The sequence below is a fragment of the Stutzerimonas stutzeri KOS6 genome (assembly GCF_000307775.2).
Lineage (GTDB): Bacteria > Pseudomonadota > Gammaproteobacteria > Pseudomonadales > Pseudomonadaceae > Stutzerimonas > Stutzerimonas stutzeri_B.
Genome location: NZ_KK020675.1, coordinates 771087 through 785025, shown reverse-complemented (window position 1 = coordinate 785025; position 13939 = coordinate 771087). Strand labels below are relative to the sequence as shown.

The 13939-nt window shown below is 63.0% G+C and carries 16 protein-coding genes; 13 read left to right on the top strand and 3 right to left on the bottom strand.

Annotated features, from left to right (window positions below; all coding sequences use genetic code 11):
• Positions 1 to 4: 4 nt before the first annotated feature.
• The 11 genes from fdx to der all read left to right on the top strand — a co-directional run bounded on the left by fdx (position 5) and on the right by der (position 9880).
• Positions 5 to 343 (top strand): ISC system 2Fe-2S type ferredoxin, encoded by a 339-nt coding sequence (gene fdx, locus B597_RS27630; protein ID WP_003295998.1) that lies wholly within the window; start codon positions 5 to 7, stop codon positions 341 to 343.
• A 9-nt stretch (positions 344 to 352) separates the two neighbouring features.
• Complete coding sequence (gene iscX / locus B597_RS27625; RefSeq protein ID WP_003295997.1) at positions 353 to 553, top strand: Fe-S cluster assembly protein IscX; 201 nt, start codon at positions 353 to 355, stop codon at positions 551 to 553.
• 155 nt (positions 554 to 708) lie between these two features.
• Positions 709 to 1140, top strand: coding sequence for a nucleoside-diphosphate kinase (ndk, locus tag B597_RS27620; RefSeq protein ID WP_003284654.1), 432 nt, complete (start codon positions 709 to 711; stop codon positions 1138 to 1140).
• Between the two features lie 19 nt (positions 1141 to 1159).
• Positions 1160 to 2308, top strand: coding sequence for a dual-specificity RNA methyltransferase RlmN (gene rlmN / locus B597_RS27615; protein WP_003295995.1), 1149 nt, complete (start codon positions 1160 to 1162; stop codon positions 2306 to 2308).
• A gap of 10 nt (positions 2309 to 2318) precedes the next feature.
• A complete protein-coding gene (gene pilW, locus B597_RS27610; RefSeq protein ID WP_003295994.1) occupies positions 2319 to 3077 on the top strand; it encodes a type IV pilus biogenesis/stability protein PilW in 759 nt (252 codons plus the stop codon).
• The gene (locus B597_RS27605; RefSeq protein ID WP_003295992.1) at positions 3074 to 4036 is read left to right on the top strand and encodes a RodZ domain-containing protein; all 963 of its coding nucleotides are present in this window, start codon (positions 3074 to 3076) and stop codon (positions 4034 to 4036) included. The genes pilW and B597_RS27605 overlap by 4 nt, the downstream gene beginning before the upstream one ends.
• 7 nt (positions 4037 to 4043) lie before the next feature.
• A complete protein-coding gene (gene ispG / locus B597_RS27600; protein ID WP_003295990.1) occupies positions 4044 to 5156 on the top strand; it encodes a flavodoxin-dependent (E)-4-hydroxy-3-methylbut-2-enyl-diphosphate synthase in 1113 nt (370 codons plus the stop codon).
• Between the two features lie 14 nt (positions 5157 to 5170).
• Positions 5171 to 6460: a histidine--tRNA ligase gene (gene hisS, locus B597_RS27595; RefSeq protein ID WP_003295988.1), complete on the top strand. Its 1290-nt coding sequence runs from the start codon at positions 5171 to 5173 to the stop codon at positions 6458 to 6460.
• Positions 6461 to 6487: 27 nt separating this feature from the next.
• A complete protein-coding gene (locus tag B597_RS27590) occupies positions 6488 to 7129 on the top strand; it encodes a YfgM family protein (protein WP_003295987.1) in 642 nt (213 codons plus the stop codon).
• A 3-nt stretch (positions 7130 to 7132) separates the two neighbouring features.
• Positions 7133 to 8281 (top strand): outer membrane protein assembly factor BamB, encoded by a 1149-nt coding sequence (gene bamB, locus B597_RS27585; protein WP_003295985.1) that lies wholly within the window; start codon positions 7133 to 7135, stop codon positions 8279 to 8281.
• Positions 8282 to 8383: 102 nt separating this feature from the next.
• Positions 8384 to 9880: a ribosome biogenesis GTPase Der gene (gene der / locus B597_RS27580; protein WP_003295983.1), complete on the top strand. Its 1497-nt coding sequence runs from the start codon at positions 8384 to 8386 to the stop codon at positions 9878 to 9880.
• A 112-nt stretch (positions 9881 to 9992) separates the two neighbouring features.
• On the opposite strand, the gene cysE is transcribed toward der, so the two are convergent.
• Entirely contained in the window at positions 9993 to 10787 is a 795-nt protein-coding gene (gene cysE, locus B597_RS27575; protein WP_003295981.1) for a serine O-acetyltransferase, read from the bottom strand.
• Between the two features lie 154 nt (positions 10788 to 10941).
• On the opposite strand from cysE, the gene B597_RS27570 reads away from it, so the two are divergent.
• The gene (locus B597_RS27570; protein WP_003295980.1) at positions 10942 to 12090 is read left to right on the top strand and encodes a pyridoxal phosphate-dependent aminotransferase; all 1149 of its coding nucleotides are present in this window, start codon (positions 10942 to 10944) and stop codon (positions 12088 to 12090) included.
• Positions 12078 to 12872, top strand: coding sequence for an amidohydrolase (locus B597_RS27565; RefSeq protein ID WP_003295978.1), 795 nt, complete (start codon positions 12078 to 12080; stop codon positions 12870 to 12872). Before B597_RS27570 ends, B597_RS27565 begins: the two co-directional genes overlap by 13 nt.
• Positions 12873 to 12884: 12 nt before the next feature.
• On the opposite strand, the gene B597_RS27560 is transcribed toward B597_RS27565, so the two are convergent.
• Together B597_RS27560 and B597_RS27555 are read right to left on the bottom strand one after the other, a co-directional pair.
• Complete coding sequence (locus tag B597_RS27560) at positions 12885 to 13268, bottom strand: DUF2784 domain-containing protein (RefSeq protein ID WP_003295977.1); 384 nt, start codon at positions 13266 to 13268, stop codon at positions 12885 to 12887.
• Positions 13265 to 13900, bottom strand: coding sequence for a DUF2238 domain-containing protein (locus tag B597_RS27555; RefSeq protein ID WP_003295976.1), 636 nt, complete (start codon positions 13898 to 13900; stop codon positions 13265 to 13267). Before B597_RS27555 ends, B597_RS27560 begins: the two co-directional genes overlap by 4 nt.
• Between the last annotated feature and the right edge of the window lie 39 nt (positions 13901 to 13939).

Below are 13939 nucleotides of genomic sequence, written 5' to 3'. Positions count from 1 at the left end.
CCGGATGCCGCAAATCATTTTTCTGCCAAATTCAGAGCATTGCCCCGAAGGCGCCGTGATCGAGGCTCAAGCGGGCGAGACGGTGCTGGATGCCGCGCTGCGCAACGGTATCGATATCGAGCATGCCTGTGAGAAATCCTGTGCCTGCACCACCTGTCACGTGGTGGTGCGGGAGGGGTTCGATTCGCTCGACGCTTCCGATGAGCTCGAGGACGACATGCTCGACAAGGCCTGGGGGCTGGAGCCGAACTCGCGTCTGTCCTGTCAGGCGGTCGTGGCGGACGCCGATCTCGTGGTGGAAATACCGAAGTACACCATCAACCAGGTTTCCGAAGGGCATTGAGGGGCGATCATGCAGCTGAAATGGACTGATGTGCAGGAAATTGCCATCGAGCTGGCTGAGCGCAAGGCCGATGTCGATCCGCGCTTCGTGAACTTCGTTGACCTGCATCGCTGGGTGCTGGACTTGCCTGATTTTGTCGATGAGCCACGCCGAGGTGGCGAAAAGGTGCTGGAAGCCATTCAGGCTGCCTGGATCGAAGAGGCCGAATAGGTCCGGCGTTGCGGCGCCTCCTGTGGGGATCGCTGCACGTCATGCCGTCACCTGGCTGGTCCCGTGCCTGCCTCTACCCTTATGTTTTGACACGAACCCGCGTATAATCCGCGGGTTTACTCGTTCGCTTTAACCCATCAGTTTTGGAGTCCTACATGGCCCTGCAACGCACCTTCTCCATCATCAAGCCTGACGCTGTCGCCAAGAACGTCATCGGCGAAATCACCACCCGTTTCGAGAAGGCCGGCCTGCGCGTCGTCGCTTCCAAGATGGTGCAACTGTCCGAGCGCGAAGCGGCTGGCTTCTACGCCGAGCACAGCGAGCGTGGCTTCTTCAAGGACCTGGTTGCCTTCATGACTTCCGGCCCGGTCATCGTTCAGGTCCTGGAAGGCGAAGACGCCATCGCCAAGAACCGTGAGCTGATGGGCGCCACCAACCCGAAGGAAGCGGCTGCCGGCACCATCCGCGCCGATTTCGCCGTTTCCATCGACGAGAACGCTGTGCACGGTTCCGACTCGGAAGCTTCCGCTGCCCGTGAAATCGCTTATTTCTTCGCTGCCACCGAAGTGTGCGCACGCATTCGCTGATTGAGCGAAGGTGAATTCAATGATTGCCACGACCGGTAAAGTGAATCTGCTCGGGCTTACCCAGTCGCAACTGGAGAGCTTCTTCGAGTCCATCGGGGAGAAGCGTTTTCGCGCCGGTCAGGTGATGAAGTGGATTCACCATTTTGGTGTCGATGATTTCGACGCCATGAGCAATCTCGGCAAGGCCCTGCGCGAAAAGCTCAAGGCCTGCGCCGAGATTCGCGGCCCGGAGGTCGTCAGTGAAGACATCTCCAGCGACGGCACCCGCAAATGGGTCGTGCGCGTCGCTTCGGGCAGCTGCGTGGAGACGGTGTATATTCCGCAAGGCGGGCGTGGAACGCTATGCGTGTCCTCCCAGGCCGGGTGTGCGCTGGATTGCAGTTTCTGCTCCACCGGCAAACAAGGCTTCAACAGCAACCTGACAGCGGCCGAGGTAATCGGGCAGGTCTGGATTGCCAACAAATCATTCGGCTCCGTCCCAGCGAAAATCGATCGCGCAATCACCAACGTCGTGATGATGGGGATGGGTGAGCCGCTGCTGAATTTCGACAACGTGGTCGCCGCCATGCACATCATGATGGACGACCTCGGTTACGGTATTTCCAAGCGCAAGGTGACCCTGTCGACCTCCGGTGTCCTGCCGATGATCGACGAGCTGGCCAAGGTCATTGACGTGTCCCTGGCGCTGTCGCTGCATGCGCCCAATGATGCCTTGCGCGACCAACTGGTGCCGATCAACAAGAAATATCCGCTGGATGTCCTGCTCGCGGCGTGCAAGCGTTACATCTCCAGGCTCGGCGAGAAGCGCGTGCTGACCGTCGAATACACGCTGCTCAAGGGTATCAACGACCAGCCCGAGCACGCCGAGCAGATGATCGCGCTGCTGGCGGACATTCCATGCAAGATCAATCTGATCCCGTTCAATCCCTTCCCTCATTCCGGATATGAACGGCCGAGCAACAATGCCATTCGCCGTTTTCAGGACATCCTGCACAAAGGTGGGCACAATGTGACGGTGCGTACCACCCGCGGCGAAGACATCGACGCGGCTTGCGGTCAGCTCGTCGGCCAGGTTCTGGACCGGACGCGTCGAAGCGAGCGATACATCGCGGTGCGTGAACTACAGGGCGAGCCAGGTGCGACGCATACTGCCTCGAACCGATCCTGAGGGGGTGCCGATGATTCTGCGCGCTGCGCTGCTGCTTCTACTGACCGGCCTGATGGCCGGTTGTGTGTCTTCTGGAAGCGTTGATCCGCTGAAAACCGACGAGGGTCGGCAAGAGGCCCGTGACGCCTATATTCAGCTTGGTATCGGCTACCTGCAGCAGGGCGCCGCCGCGCGCGCCAAGACCCCGTTGCGCAAAGCGCTGGAGATCGATCCTCGCAGCGCGGATGCGCATGCGGCTCTGGCGCTGGTTTTCCAGACCGAGATGGAGAACGATCTGGCCGACAAGCACTACCGGGAGGCGCTCTCGACTCGCAAGGATGCACGCATCCTAAACAACTACGGCAGCTTCCTGTTCGAGCAAAAGCGCTATGCCGAAGCGAAAGAGCGCTTCAGCCAGGCAGCCGAGGACAACCTCTATCCAGAGCGCGCGCGGGTTTTCCAGAATCTCGGAATGACCGCCTTGCAACTGGGCCAGCGTGACGAGGCCGAGCATCACTTCGCCCGCTCCCTGCGCCTCGACAGCCGACAGCCAAGAGCATTGCTGGAGCTGGCGCTCATGGCTTTCGAAGACAAGCAATATGTCCCAGCGAAGCGTTACTACGATAGCTTCAGTCAGTTGGCCGAACAGAATGCCCGTAGTCTGCTGCTCGGTATTCGCCTGGCCAACATCCATCAGGACCGCGACACGGCTGCGAGCCTCGGACTGCAGCTGAGACGGTTGTATCCCGGTACGGATGAGTACAAGCAATATCTTTCGGAGCAACGATGATCGCGCCGCACCAAGAATCCGCTGTACCGATGGGCAATAATCCCGGCGAGACGTTGCGTTCTGCCCGTGAAGAAAAGGGCTGGACCCTCGCGGCGGTAGCACAGCAATTGAACCTTACCGAGCGGTCTCTGGCCCGCATCGAGGCCGGTGACTTCAGCCAGTTGCCGGGGCATACGTTCGCCCGCGGCTATGTGCGTGCCTATGCCAAGTTGCTGGGACTGGATCAGACCCGCCTGGTGCGGGAGTTCGACCAGCACACCGGGACCAACGCCTCGGGCAGCAACGTCAACAGCCTGGGACGTATCGAGGAGCCTGGTCGTTTGTCGCGAAGTCTCATGCGCCTGTTCGGCTTCGCTTTATTGCTGATCCTGGCAGCGGTGGCCTGGTATTGGTGGCAGGAGCGTGCGGCCCGGGAGGCCTCCGCGCCGCCTGTTTCCGCGCTGGAGCGGATCGAGGTCGAAAGCGCTGACGGGACCACCGAGATCCATCTGCTCGATCGAGCCGATGAGCCCGCGGGGCAGGCCGAGCCGGGGACAGCGCCTGAGTCGAACCAGACCCCCGTACCTGCCGAGGCTACGCAAGCCCCGGTTGAGCCGGGCGCCAGCGAGGCCGGTGCCGAGCTGCCTCAGGAATTGTCGCTGAATCAGGCCGAGCCAACGGCCGAGACGGCTTCAGCGTCAGTCGCTACCGTTACTGCCTCGGGCGCAGCAGCGACTGGCGATGCAGTGCTGCAACTGAGCTTCACAGCCGATTGCTGGACCCGTGTGAGCGATGCCGATGGTCGCGTACTGTTCAGTGCACTGGCCAAGGCCGGCACCAGCAGTTCGGTCAGCGGCAAGGCGCCGCTGGACGTGCATCTGGGATATGCTCGTGGAGCCCAGCTCAGTTACAACGGCGAGGTCGTGAACCTAGCCTCCCACACGCGCGGCGAGACAGCGCGCCTCAAGCTCGGACAGTAAGCTGACCATGCATTCCGAATCTCCCATCAAGCGCCGCCAGTCCCGCAAGATCTGGGTGGGCAGCGTTCCGGTCGGTGGCGATGCGCCGATTTCCGTACAGAGCATGACCAATACCGAAACCTGCGATGTCGAGGCGACGGTTGGACAGATCCAGCGTCTGGCGAACGCCGGCGCCGATATCGTCAGGGTTTCGGTGCCATCCATGGAGGCGGCGGAAGCTTTTGGTCGTATCAAGCAGCGTGTCCAGTTGCCGCTGGTCGCCGACATTCACTTCGACTACCTGATCGCCTTGCGGGTGGCCGAGCTCGGCGTCGATTGCCTGCGTATCAATCCAGGCAACATCGGACGGGAAGACCGCGTTCGTGCCGTGGTCGATGCGGCGCGCGACAAGGGCATCCCGATCAGGATCGGCGTCAACGCCGGCTCGCTGGAGAAAGACCTGCAGAAAAAATACGGCGAGCCGACGCCGCAGGCCCTGGTGGAGTCGGCACTGCGCCATGTGGATCATCTCGACCGGCTGGACTTCCAGGACTTCAAGGTCAGCGTCAAGGCGTCGGACGTGTTCATGGCCGTGGAAGCCTATCGCCTGCTCGCAGGGCAGATCGAACAGCCGTTGCACCTGGGCATTACCGAGGCGGGCGGGCTGCGCTCAGGCACGGTCAAGTCCGCGGTGGGGCTGGGCATGCTGCTTGCCGAAGGCATTGGTGACACCATCCGCGTTTCGCTGGCAGCCGACCCGGTCGAGGAGATCAAGGTCGGCTTCGATATCCTCAAGTCCTTGCGGCTGCGTTCACGCGGGATCAACTTCATCGCCTGCCCGAGCTGCTCGCGGCAGAACTTCGATGTGGTCAAGACCATGAACGAGCTGGAGAACCGGGTCGAAGACCTGTTGGTGCCGCTCGATGTGGCTGTGATCGGTTGCGTGGTCAACGGACCGGGCGAAGCCAAGGAGGCGCATATCGGCCTGACCGGTGGCAGCCCCAACAACCTGGTTTATATCGATGGCAAGCCGGCGCAGAAACTGAACAACGAAAACCTCGTCGATGAGCTGGAACAGCTCATCCGACGCAAGGCCGCTGAAAAACTTGCGGCCGACGCGGCGGTTATCGCGCGCAGCTGATTTAAGGAATCCCATTGAGCAAGTCCCTGCAAGCCATTCGTGGCATGAATGACATTCTGCCTGCGCAGACGCCGATCTGGCGCTATCTGGAAAGTACCTTCGCGCAGTTGCTGGATAGCTACGGCTACAGCGAGATCCGGCTGCCGATCCTGGAGTTCACCGACCTGTTCGCCCGCGGTATCGGTGAAGGCACCGACGTGGTGGACAAGGAGATGTACACCTTCCGCGATCGCAACGAGGAATCGCTGACCCTGCGCCCCGAAGGCACCGCCGGTTGCGTGCGTGCCGTGCTCGAACACGGGCTGACCGGTGGTGGCCAGGTCCAGAAGCTTTGGTATACCGGTCCGATGTTCCGCTACGAGAAGCCGCAGAAGGGCCGTTATCGCCAGTTTCACCAGATCGGCGTAGAGGTCTTCAACCAGCCCGGACCGGATATCGACGCCGAGCTGATCGTCCTCACGGCGCGGCTGTGGAAGCAGCTCGGTATGGCCGACGCGGTGACCCTTCAGCTCAACAGCCTGGGCTCCAGCGAGGCGCGTGCGCGTTATCGCGATGCCCTGGTGGCCTACCTCGAACAGCGATTCGAGCAGCTCGACGAAGACAGCCAGCGGCGCCTGACCACCAATCCGCTGCGCATCCTGGACAGCAAGAATGCACAGACGCAGGCGCTGCTGGCGGATGCGCCGACCCTGCACGACTACCTCGACGACGAGTCGAAGGCGCATTTCGACGGCCTCAGGGCGCGTCTCGACAGTGTAGGCATCGCCTACGAAATCAATCCGAAGCTGGTGCGTGGCCTGGATTACTACGGCCGCACGGTTTTCGAGTGGGTCACCGACAAGCTGGGTGCGCAGGGCACGGTCTGTGCCGGCGGTCGCTACGATGGCCTGGTCAGCCAGTTCGGTGGAAAACCGACACCTGGCGTCGGGTTCGCCATGGGTGTCGAGCGTCTGGTACTGCTGCTGGAGACCCTTGGCCTGGTACCGGCGGAGTTGAATCGTGCGCCGCATGCCTTCATCTGTGCCTTCGGCGAGGCCGCGGAGCTGGCCGCGCTGGGCCTGGCCGAGCGGTTGCGCGATGCACTGCCGGGATTGCGCCTGCTGGTCAACGCCGGGGGTGGCAGCTTCAAGAGCCAGTTCAAGAAGGCGGACAAGAGTGGTGCGCGCTATGCGCTGATTCTGGGTGACGACGAACTGGCAGGTCGCGTGGTAGGTTGCAAGCCGCTGCGCGACGACAGCGAGCAACAAAGCATTGCCTGGGATGCTCTGCCCGAGCGTCTGGCTGCCTGCCTCGAGCAGGTCTGAGACTTAGCGGATAAAAGGAGTGACAGCGTGACCTCGGGTACTGAAGAAGAACAACTGGCGCAGATCAAAGAGTGGTGGCAGCGCAACGGTAAGCCGTTGATGCTCGGTGCCGTGATTGCCCTGGTGTTGGTGTTCGGCTGGCAGTTCTGGCAGAAGCACCAGATCAATCAGGCGCAGAGCGCCTCGAACGTCTACCAGCAGCTGCTGAGCATTGCGCTGGTGTCGGGCGAAGTCGACATCGCAGAGGTTTCCCGCCTGGGCAATCTGCTGAAGAAGGATTTTGCCGGCACGCACTACGCGCAGTACGGCAGCCTGTTCTTGGCCAAGGTAGCGGTGGAGTCCGGGCGCCTGGACGAAGCGGCAAGCGAGCTGCGTGCCATCGTCGACAAGCCAGCCGACAAGACCCTCGACGAGTTGGCGCGTCAGCGCCTGGCCCGTGTACTGGCGGCGCAGGACAAGGCTGACGAGGCGCTCAAGCTGCTCGCTGGCGACGTCGATCCGGCATTCGCAGCCAGCCGCGAGGAGCTCAAGGGCGATCTGCTGGTGCAACTCGGCCGCAACGACGAGGCGCATGCCGCCTACAGCAAGGCCAAGGAGTCGCTCTCTGAGGACGCGGCGGTTGGCGGTCTGCAAATGAAACTGGATAACCTGGCCCGAGGGGAGGCGTAATCGATGCGCTGGAAGACTGCCGCGTTGCTGACCCTGGCCGTATTGGCCGCCGGTTGCAGCAGCAAAGACACCAAAGAGCCGGAACCGGCCGAGCTGACCAAGTTCGAAGCCGAAATCTCCTTGAAGAAGGAGTGGAGCCGCACGATAGGTGAAGGCCAGGGCGAAACCTACAATCTGCTGACGCCGGTGGTCTATGGCGACCAGATCTACGCCGCCGATGTCGAGGGACTGGTGGTGTCCATGGACCGGTTGAGCGGCAAGGTCAACTGGAAGAAGAAGCTCGACAAACCGGTTTCCGGTGCGGTGGGTGCCGGTTACGGCCTCGTGCTGGTTGGTACGCTGGGCGGCGAGGTGCTGGCTCTGGATGTCAGCACCGGCGAGGAACGCTGGAGCAGCCAGGTCAGCAGCGAAGTGCTGGCAGCCCCGGCTGTCAACGGCGATATCGTCCTGGTTCAAACCCAGGATGATCGCCTGATCGCTCTGGAAATCGACACCGGCGCGCAGCGCTGGAGCTACGAAAGCTCGCCCGCTGTCCTGACCCTGCGTGGAACCGGTGCGCCCTTGCTGACCAACCAGCTGGCTGTCGCCGGGCTGTCGAGCGGTAAGGTTATCGCTCTGGATACCCGTCGCGGACTGCCTGTATGGGAGCAGCGCGTGGCCATTCCCCAGGGGCGCTCGGAACTGGAGCGGGTCGTGGATATCGACGGTGGCCTGCTGCTTTCCGGCGGCACGCTGTATGTCACCACTTACCAGGGCCGTGCCGCAGCGCTGGAACTGGAAAGCGGCCGCGTGCTCTGGCAGCGTGATGCTTCCAGTTACTCGGGCGTGGCGCTCGGCTATGGCAGCGTCTATCTGAGTCTCGCCGACGGCACGGTCGAAGGCATCGACGAGCGTTCGACGACTGCCCTGTGGCGCAACGATTCGTTGGCCCGTCGTCAGCTCTCGGCGCCTGCCGTGCTGTCCAGCTACGTGGTCGTTGGCGATCGGGAAGGCTATCTGCACCTGCTCAGCCAGGTCGATGGTCGTTTCGTGGCGCGTGAGCGTATCGATAGCGCCGGTTTGCGTGCCCGCCCGGTGGTCGAGGGCGAGTGGCTGTATGCCTTCGGCAATGACGGCAAGCTGGTGGCGCTGACGATCCGTCAGGCTGACTGAGCGCGCGTCATGCCCACGGCTCCGCCAGGCGGAGCCTTGAATATTCGGCCGCTGCCTTGCAGCGGCCTTCGTGTTTTCTGAAATATCGCAGTGGAGAGCCGCATGGTTCCCGTAATCGCCCTGGTGGGCCGTCCGAACGTCGGCAAGTCCACCCTGTTCAACCGCCTGACCAAGAGCCGCGACGCCATCGTTGCCGAGTACGCCGGGCTGACCCGCGATCGCCAGTATGGCGAGGCCAAGTGGCAAGGGCGTACCTACATCGTGATCGATACCGGCGGCATCTCCGGAGACGAGGAAGGCATCGACGCCAAGATGGCCGAGCAGTCGCTGCAGGCGATCGAGGAAGCCGATGCGGTCCTCTTCATGGTCGACTCCCGTGCCGGAATGACCGCGGCGGACCAGATGATCGGCGAGCACCTGCGCAAGCGGAACAAGCGCTGTTTCCTGGTGGCGAACAAGGTCGACAGCGTCGACCCCGACATCGCGCGCGCCGAATTCAGCCCGCTGGGCCTTGGCGATGCGCTGCCGATCGCTGCCGCGCATGGCCGCGGCATCAGCCATATGCTCGAAGAGGCGCTGGGGATCTTCCCCAGGGACGACGCGCAGGAAGCTGACGGCGGCGAGGGCGTGGAGCTCGCCGAAGGCGAGGAGGTCGTTGCCGAAGGCCAGGAGCCGAAACGTATTCCCGGCCCGAGCGAGAAGGATGGCATCAAGATCGCCATCATCGGTCGACCCAACGTCGGCAAGTCGACGCTGGTCAACCGCATGCTCGGCGAGGAGCGGGTGATCGTCTACGATCAGGCCGGTACCACCCGCGACAGCATCTACATTCCGTTCGAGCGCGATGAAGAAAAGTACACCCTGATCGACACCGCTGGCGTGCGCCGTCGCGGCAAGATCTTCGAGGCGGTGGAAAAGTTCTCGGTGGTCAAGACGCTGCAGGCGATCCAGGACGCCAACGTGGTCATCTTCGTCATGGACGCCCGCGAAGGCGTCGTCGAGCACGACCTCAACCTGCTGGGCTTCGTCCTGGAAACCGGCCGCGCGCTGGTCATCGCGCTGAACAAGTGGGACGGCATGGAGCCGGGCGAGCGTGATTACGTGAAGACCGAGCTGGAGCGCCGGCTGTTCTTCGTCGATTTCGCCGACATCCATTTCATTTCCGCCAAGCACGGCACCGGTGTCGGGCACCTGTACAAGTCGGTCCAGGCAGCCTTCAAGTCGGCGATCACCCGCTGGCCCACCAGCCGCCTGACGCAAATTCTCGAAGACGCGGTGCGCGAGCACCAGCCGCCGATGGTCAACAGCCGTCGCATCAAGCTGCGCTATGCTCACCTGGGCGGGGCCAACCCGCCGCTGATCGTGATCCACGGCAACCAGGTCGATGCGGTACCCAAGTCCTACACGCGCTACCTGGAGAACACCTATCGGCGCGTGCTGAAGCTGGTCGGCACGCCGATCCGCATCGAGTACAAGGGCGGCGACAACCCTTACGAGGGCCGCAAGAATACCCTGACCGACCGCCAGGTGAACAAGAAGCGCCGCCTCATGTCGCACCACAAGAAAGCCGAGAAGAAGCGCCGCGACAAGAAGCGTTGATCGCTCGGGGCTTTCACGATCTCTCGAGCTGGGGTCCTGCAAGGCGCCATGACCATCGGGCCGCTGCCGTTAAGGCAGCAGGTCCGACGCGCGGCAGTTCGTACCAAGGTTCTCAGTGATCGCCATCGAACGACTGATCCATATCCAGGGCCGGGCGGGCGTGGCGCGGCTTGCCGACCTGGCGGGCCGGATTACCGACCACCGTGGTGTGCGGCGCAACCGGGTGCAGGACGATGCTGCCGGCGCCCACCTTGGCGCCTTCGCCAATCTCGATGTTGCCGAGGATCTTCGCCCCGGCGCCGATCATCACCCCGCTGCGCACTTTCGGATGGCGGTCGCCGCTCTCCTTGCCGGTGCCGCCCAGCGTGACGCCCTGCAGGATCGAAACATCATCGCCCACCTCCGCGGTTTCGCCGATGACGATGCCGGTGCCGTGGTCGAGCATGATGCCGCTGCCGATCCGGCTGGCCGGGTTGATATCGATGCCCAGGCGTTCGTTGCAGCGTGCCTGAATGAACATCGCCAATAGACGTTCGCCCTGTCGTTGCAGATGGTGGCCGACACGATAGGCCTGCAGGGCCAGAAATCCCTTGGAGAACAGGAATACCTCCAGCGCCGTATCGAAGGCCGGGTCGCGACTGACGATCGCCTGCAGGTCGCAGCAGGCGGTTTCCGCGAGTAGCGCGGTTTGTCGATGTATGCCGCTGAAGCGATCGGTCAGCGCCTGGCTTTGCTCAGCGGAATCGGCCATCGCTTGGCCGATTCGGTATGCAAGCGCGCTTGCGAAGTCGCCATGCTCGAGAACGGATTGCTGGAAAACAGCCGCCAATGTCGGCTCGATATCCAGCGCGCGTTGCGCCTGGGTGCGCAGGTCATTCCACAGCGCGCTGACGAGATGACTGGACATGGGATTCCTTATGGTCGAGATGGGGGTGTCATGTGCTGCAACTGTAGCAGCCCTGGGCGAGCGACTGCCCCGCACTCGTATCGGCGGACGGTCATCGGCTATTCTGTCGGCCTTCCTGCCGCCCCCCGTGCGGCAGGCTTGTCGGAAGGCTGCCATGCTCATCAGTAAATTGCCCAACGTCGGTACCACCATATTCACCACGATGTCCCAGCTGGCTGCGGATACCGGAGCGCTGAATCTGTCCCAGGGTTTTCCCGACTTCGACGGCCCCGAGGCACTACGCGAGGCTCTGGCCCGTCACGTCATGGCGGGACACAACCAGTACGCGCCGATGATCGGACTGCCGGCACTGCGCGAACAGGTCGCGGCCAAGGTGGCCGGCCTGTATGGGCGAACGGTGGATGCGGCGAGCGAAGTCACCATTACCCCCGGTGCCACCCAGGCGATCTTTTGCGCGATCCAGGCGGTGATCCGCCCGGGAGATGAAGTCATCGTCTTCGACCCCTGCTATGACAGCTACGAGCCGTCGGTGCATTTGGCCGGCGGGGTCTGCATTCACCAGCAATTGAGCTTGCCGGACTTTCGTATCGACTGGCAGCGTCTGGCCGACGCCATCACGCCGCGTACACGGATGATCGTGCTGAACACGCCGCACAACCCCAGTGGCGCGCTGATCGAAAGCGACGAGCTGGATCGCCTGGCTGCGCTGATCCGCGAGCGGGACATCTATCTGCTCAGCGATGAGGTCTACGAGCATCTCGTGTTCGACGGCGGCGAGCATGCCAGCGTGCTGCGCCACGACGAACTGTATCAGCGCGCTTTCGTCGTCAGCTCGTTCGGCAAGACCTATCACGTCACCGGCTGGAAGACCGGTTATGTAGTGGCGCCGCCGACGCTCGGCAGCGAGCTGCGCAAGGTGCACCAGTACGTCAGTTTCACCGGCGTCACGCCGCTGCAGTGGGCGCTGGCCGATTTCATGGCCGCCCATCCCGAGCACATCGCCGAGCTGCCGGCGTTCTACCAGGCCAAGCGCGACTTGTTTTGCGACCTGCTGGCCGGCTCCCGATTCGGCTTCACGCGGGCGGCCGGGACCTATTTCCAGCTGGCCGATTATTCGGCGATCCGTCCCGATCTCGATGATGTGGCGATGGCCGAGTGGTTGACCCGCGAACACGGCGTGGCGAGCATTCCGATATCGGTGTTCTACCAGGACGCACCGGCCGACCTGCGACTGGTACGCTTCTGCTTTGCCAAACGAGAGGAGACGCTGCGTCAGGCGGCGGAACGACTATGCGCGATCTGAACAATCTGCCCGATCTCGAACTGGCCCTGGTCCAGACCAGCCTGCTCTGGCAGGACGCCGAGGCCAACCGTGAGCGTTTCGCCGGTCTGCTGGAACAGGCCCGCGGTGCCGATCTGATCGTCCTGCCGGAGATGTTCACCACCGGCTTTTCCATGGATTCGGCTGCCCTGGCGGAGCCGGAGGAGGGGCCGACCTATGCCTGGCTGCGCACTCAGGCTGCGCGGCTGGATGCGGTGGTCACCGGCAGCGTGATCATCGAGGCCGCCGACGGCAGCCATCGCAACCGGCTGCTCTGGGCGCGCCCAGATGGCGAGGTGCTGCATTACGACAAGCGCCACCTGTTCCGCATGGCCGGCGAGCACAAGCACTACACGCCCGGGCTGCAACAGGCGCTGTTCGAGGTGAACGGCTGGCGTGTGCGCCCGCTGATCTGTTACGACCTGCGTTTCCCGGTATGGAGCCGCGATCCACACGGCACCGACCTGCTGCTCTACACCGCCAACTGGCCGGCCGCCCGGCGTGACGCCTGGAATCGCCTGCTGCCGGCACGGGCCATCGAGAATCTGTGCTACGTGGCGGCCGTTAACCGCATCGGCGAGGACGGCAAGGGCTATCCCTACAGCGGTGACAGCCAGGTGCTCGACTACAAGGGTGACACCTTGCTCAACGGCGGTGAAAGCGACGGGGTCCTTCGCTGTACGCTGCGGGCGCGTGACCTGGCCGCCTTCCGCGAACGGTTCCCGGCTTACCATGACGGCGATGAGTTCGAGCTCAAGCCCTGATGGGTCGCGGTCTTATGGCGAGGTTCGGCAGCGCGTCGAGCGCCTCTGGTACCACACCCAACCGTAGACCAGCAGGTTGCACAGCATGACGATGCCCGCCAGCACGTATTGCACGGGCAGTGTGAGCCAGTCCGGGTACAGCAGGGGTAGCAGGTAGTGCTCGATGAACCCTTCGCTGTAGCCGGCATTCCCGGCACGAGCGCGCAGTAGCTGCTCCCAGTGGGTCAGTGGGCAGCCGCGATCAGCTACTTCGACGAATATCGCCCATGCCGCTGCCGGTAGATGCACGCAGATTGCGCTCAGGCGCCAGAGTGCGAACAGGCCGCCCAGTAGTGCGAACAGAATGAACGCCAGGTGCAAGAGCAGCAGGGCATCGGCGCCGATGCGGTAGATCATGGCCTGGCCACCGGCGTATCGGCGCCGGACAGTGCCGCGAGCTGACGGTCTTGCCACTTGCCCAGTGCCAGCAGGGCGCTCAGGGCGCCGATCAGTGCCAGCAGCATGTCCGACTGAGTGTCCCAGGGATCGCCCTGGGTGCCGAGGAACTCGACCGCACCCTGTCCGGCCGCCAGAGCTACCCACCATTCGATCAGTTCATAGAAGGCGCTGATGGCGAGCGCCACGCAGACCACCAGTAGGTCGAGCATCCGGCCACGGACAATATACCGGCCACGCAACAGGATCTCCCGCGCGACCAGTGCCGGAACCAGGCCTTGCATGAAGTGCCCCAGCTTGTCGTAGGGATTGCGACTCAGCTCGAACATCTCCTGCACCCAGAAACCCGGCGGCACCCGAGCATAGGTGTAGGCGCCGCCGAGAATGAGCACCAGTGCGTGGGCGGCGATCAGCACATAGAGCAACTGCGTGAGCGGGTAGCGGCGATACGTGCAGATCAGGATCGGTGCGGCGATCAGTACCGGAGCGACCTCCAGCAGCCAGGTCGCCCGGTCGTAGGGATCTATCCCTGACGCGATCAGGGCCAGCAGGACGACCAGGCCGAGCGTGAGGTTGAGGATGTTTCGAGGCATCTTGTCCCGTCCTGGCCGAATCCTGAAAACAGCATGGCG

Excerpts from the sequence above, each read along its gene's own strand:
- B597_RS27555 (WP_003295976.1), bottom strand. The coding sequence starts at position 13,900 with ATGCCTCGAAACATCCTCAACCTCACGCTCGGCCTGGTCGTCCTGCTG.
- ndk (WP_003284654.1), top strand. The coding sequence starts at position 709 with ATGGCCCTGCAACGCACCTTCTCCATCATCAAGCCTGACGCTGTCGCC.
- cysE (WP_003295981.1), bottom strand. The coding sequence starts at position 10,787 with ATGTCCAGTCATCTCGTCAGCGCGCTGTGGAATGACCTGCGCACCCAG.
- fdx (WP_003295998.1), top strand. The coding sequence starts at position 5 with ATGCCGCAAATCATTTTTCTGCCAAATTCAGAGCATTGCCCCGAAGGC.
- pilW (WP_003295994.1), top strand. The coding sequence starts at position 2,319 with ATGATTCTGCGCGCTGCGCTGCTGCTTCTACTGACCGGCCTGATGGCC.
- rlmN (WP_003295995.1), top strand. The coding sequence starts at position 1,160 with ATGATTGCCACGACCGGTAAAGTGAATCTGCTCGGGCTTACCCAGTCG.
- ispG (WP_003295990.1), top strand. The coding sequence starts at position 4,044 with ATGCATTCCGAATCTCCCATCAAGCGCCGCCAGTCCCGCAAGATCTGG.
- B597_RS27565 (WP_003295978.1), top strand. The coding sequence starts at position 12,078 with ATGCGCGATCTGAACAATCTGCCCGATCTCGAACTGGCCCTGGTCCAG.
- B597_RS27570 (WP_003295980.1), top strand. The coding sequence starts at position 10,942 with ATGCTCATCAGTAAATTGCCCAACGTCGGTACCACCATATTCACCACG.
- bamB (WP_003295985.1), top strand. The coding sequence starts at position 7,133 with ATGCGCTGGAAGACTGCCGCGTTGCTGACCCTGGCCGTATTGGCCGCC.
- der (WP_003295983.1), top strand. The coding sequence starts at position 8,384 with ATGGTTCCCGTAATCGCCCTGGTGGGCCGTCCGAACGTCGGCAAGTCC.
- iscX (WP_003295997.1), top strand. The coding sequence starts at position 353 with ATGCAGCTGAAATGGACTGATGTGCAGGAAATTGCCATCGAGCTGGCT.
- B597_RS27605 (WP_003295992.1), top strand. The coding sequence starts at position 3,074 with ATGATCGCGCCGCACCAAGAATCCGCTGTACCGATGGGCAATAATCCC.
- B597_RS27560 (WP_003295977.1), bottom strand. The coding sequence starts at position 13,268 with ATGATCTACCGCATCGGCGCCGATGCCCTGCTGCTCTTGCACCTGGCG.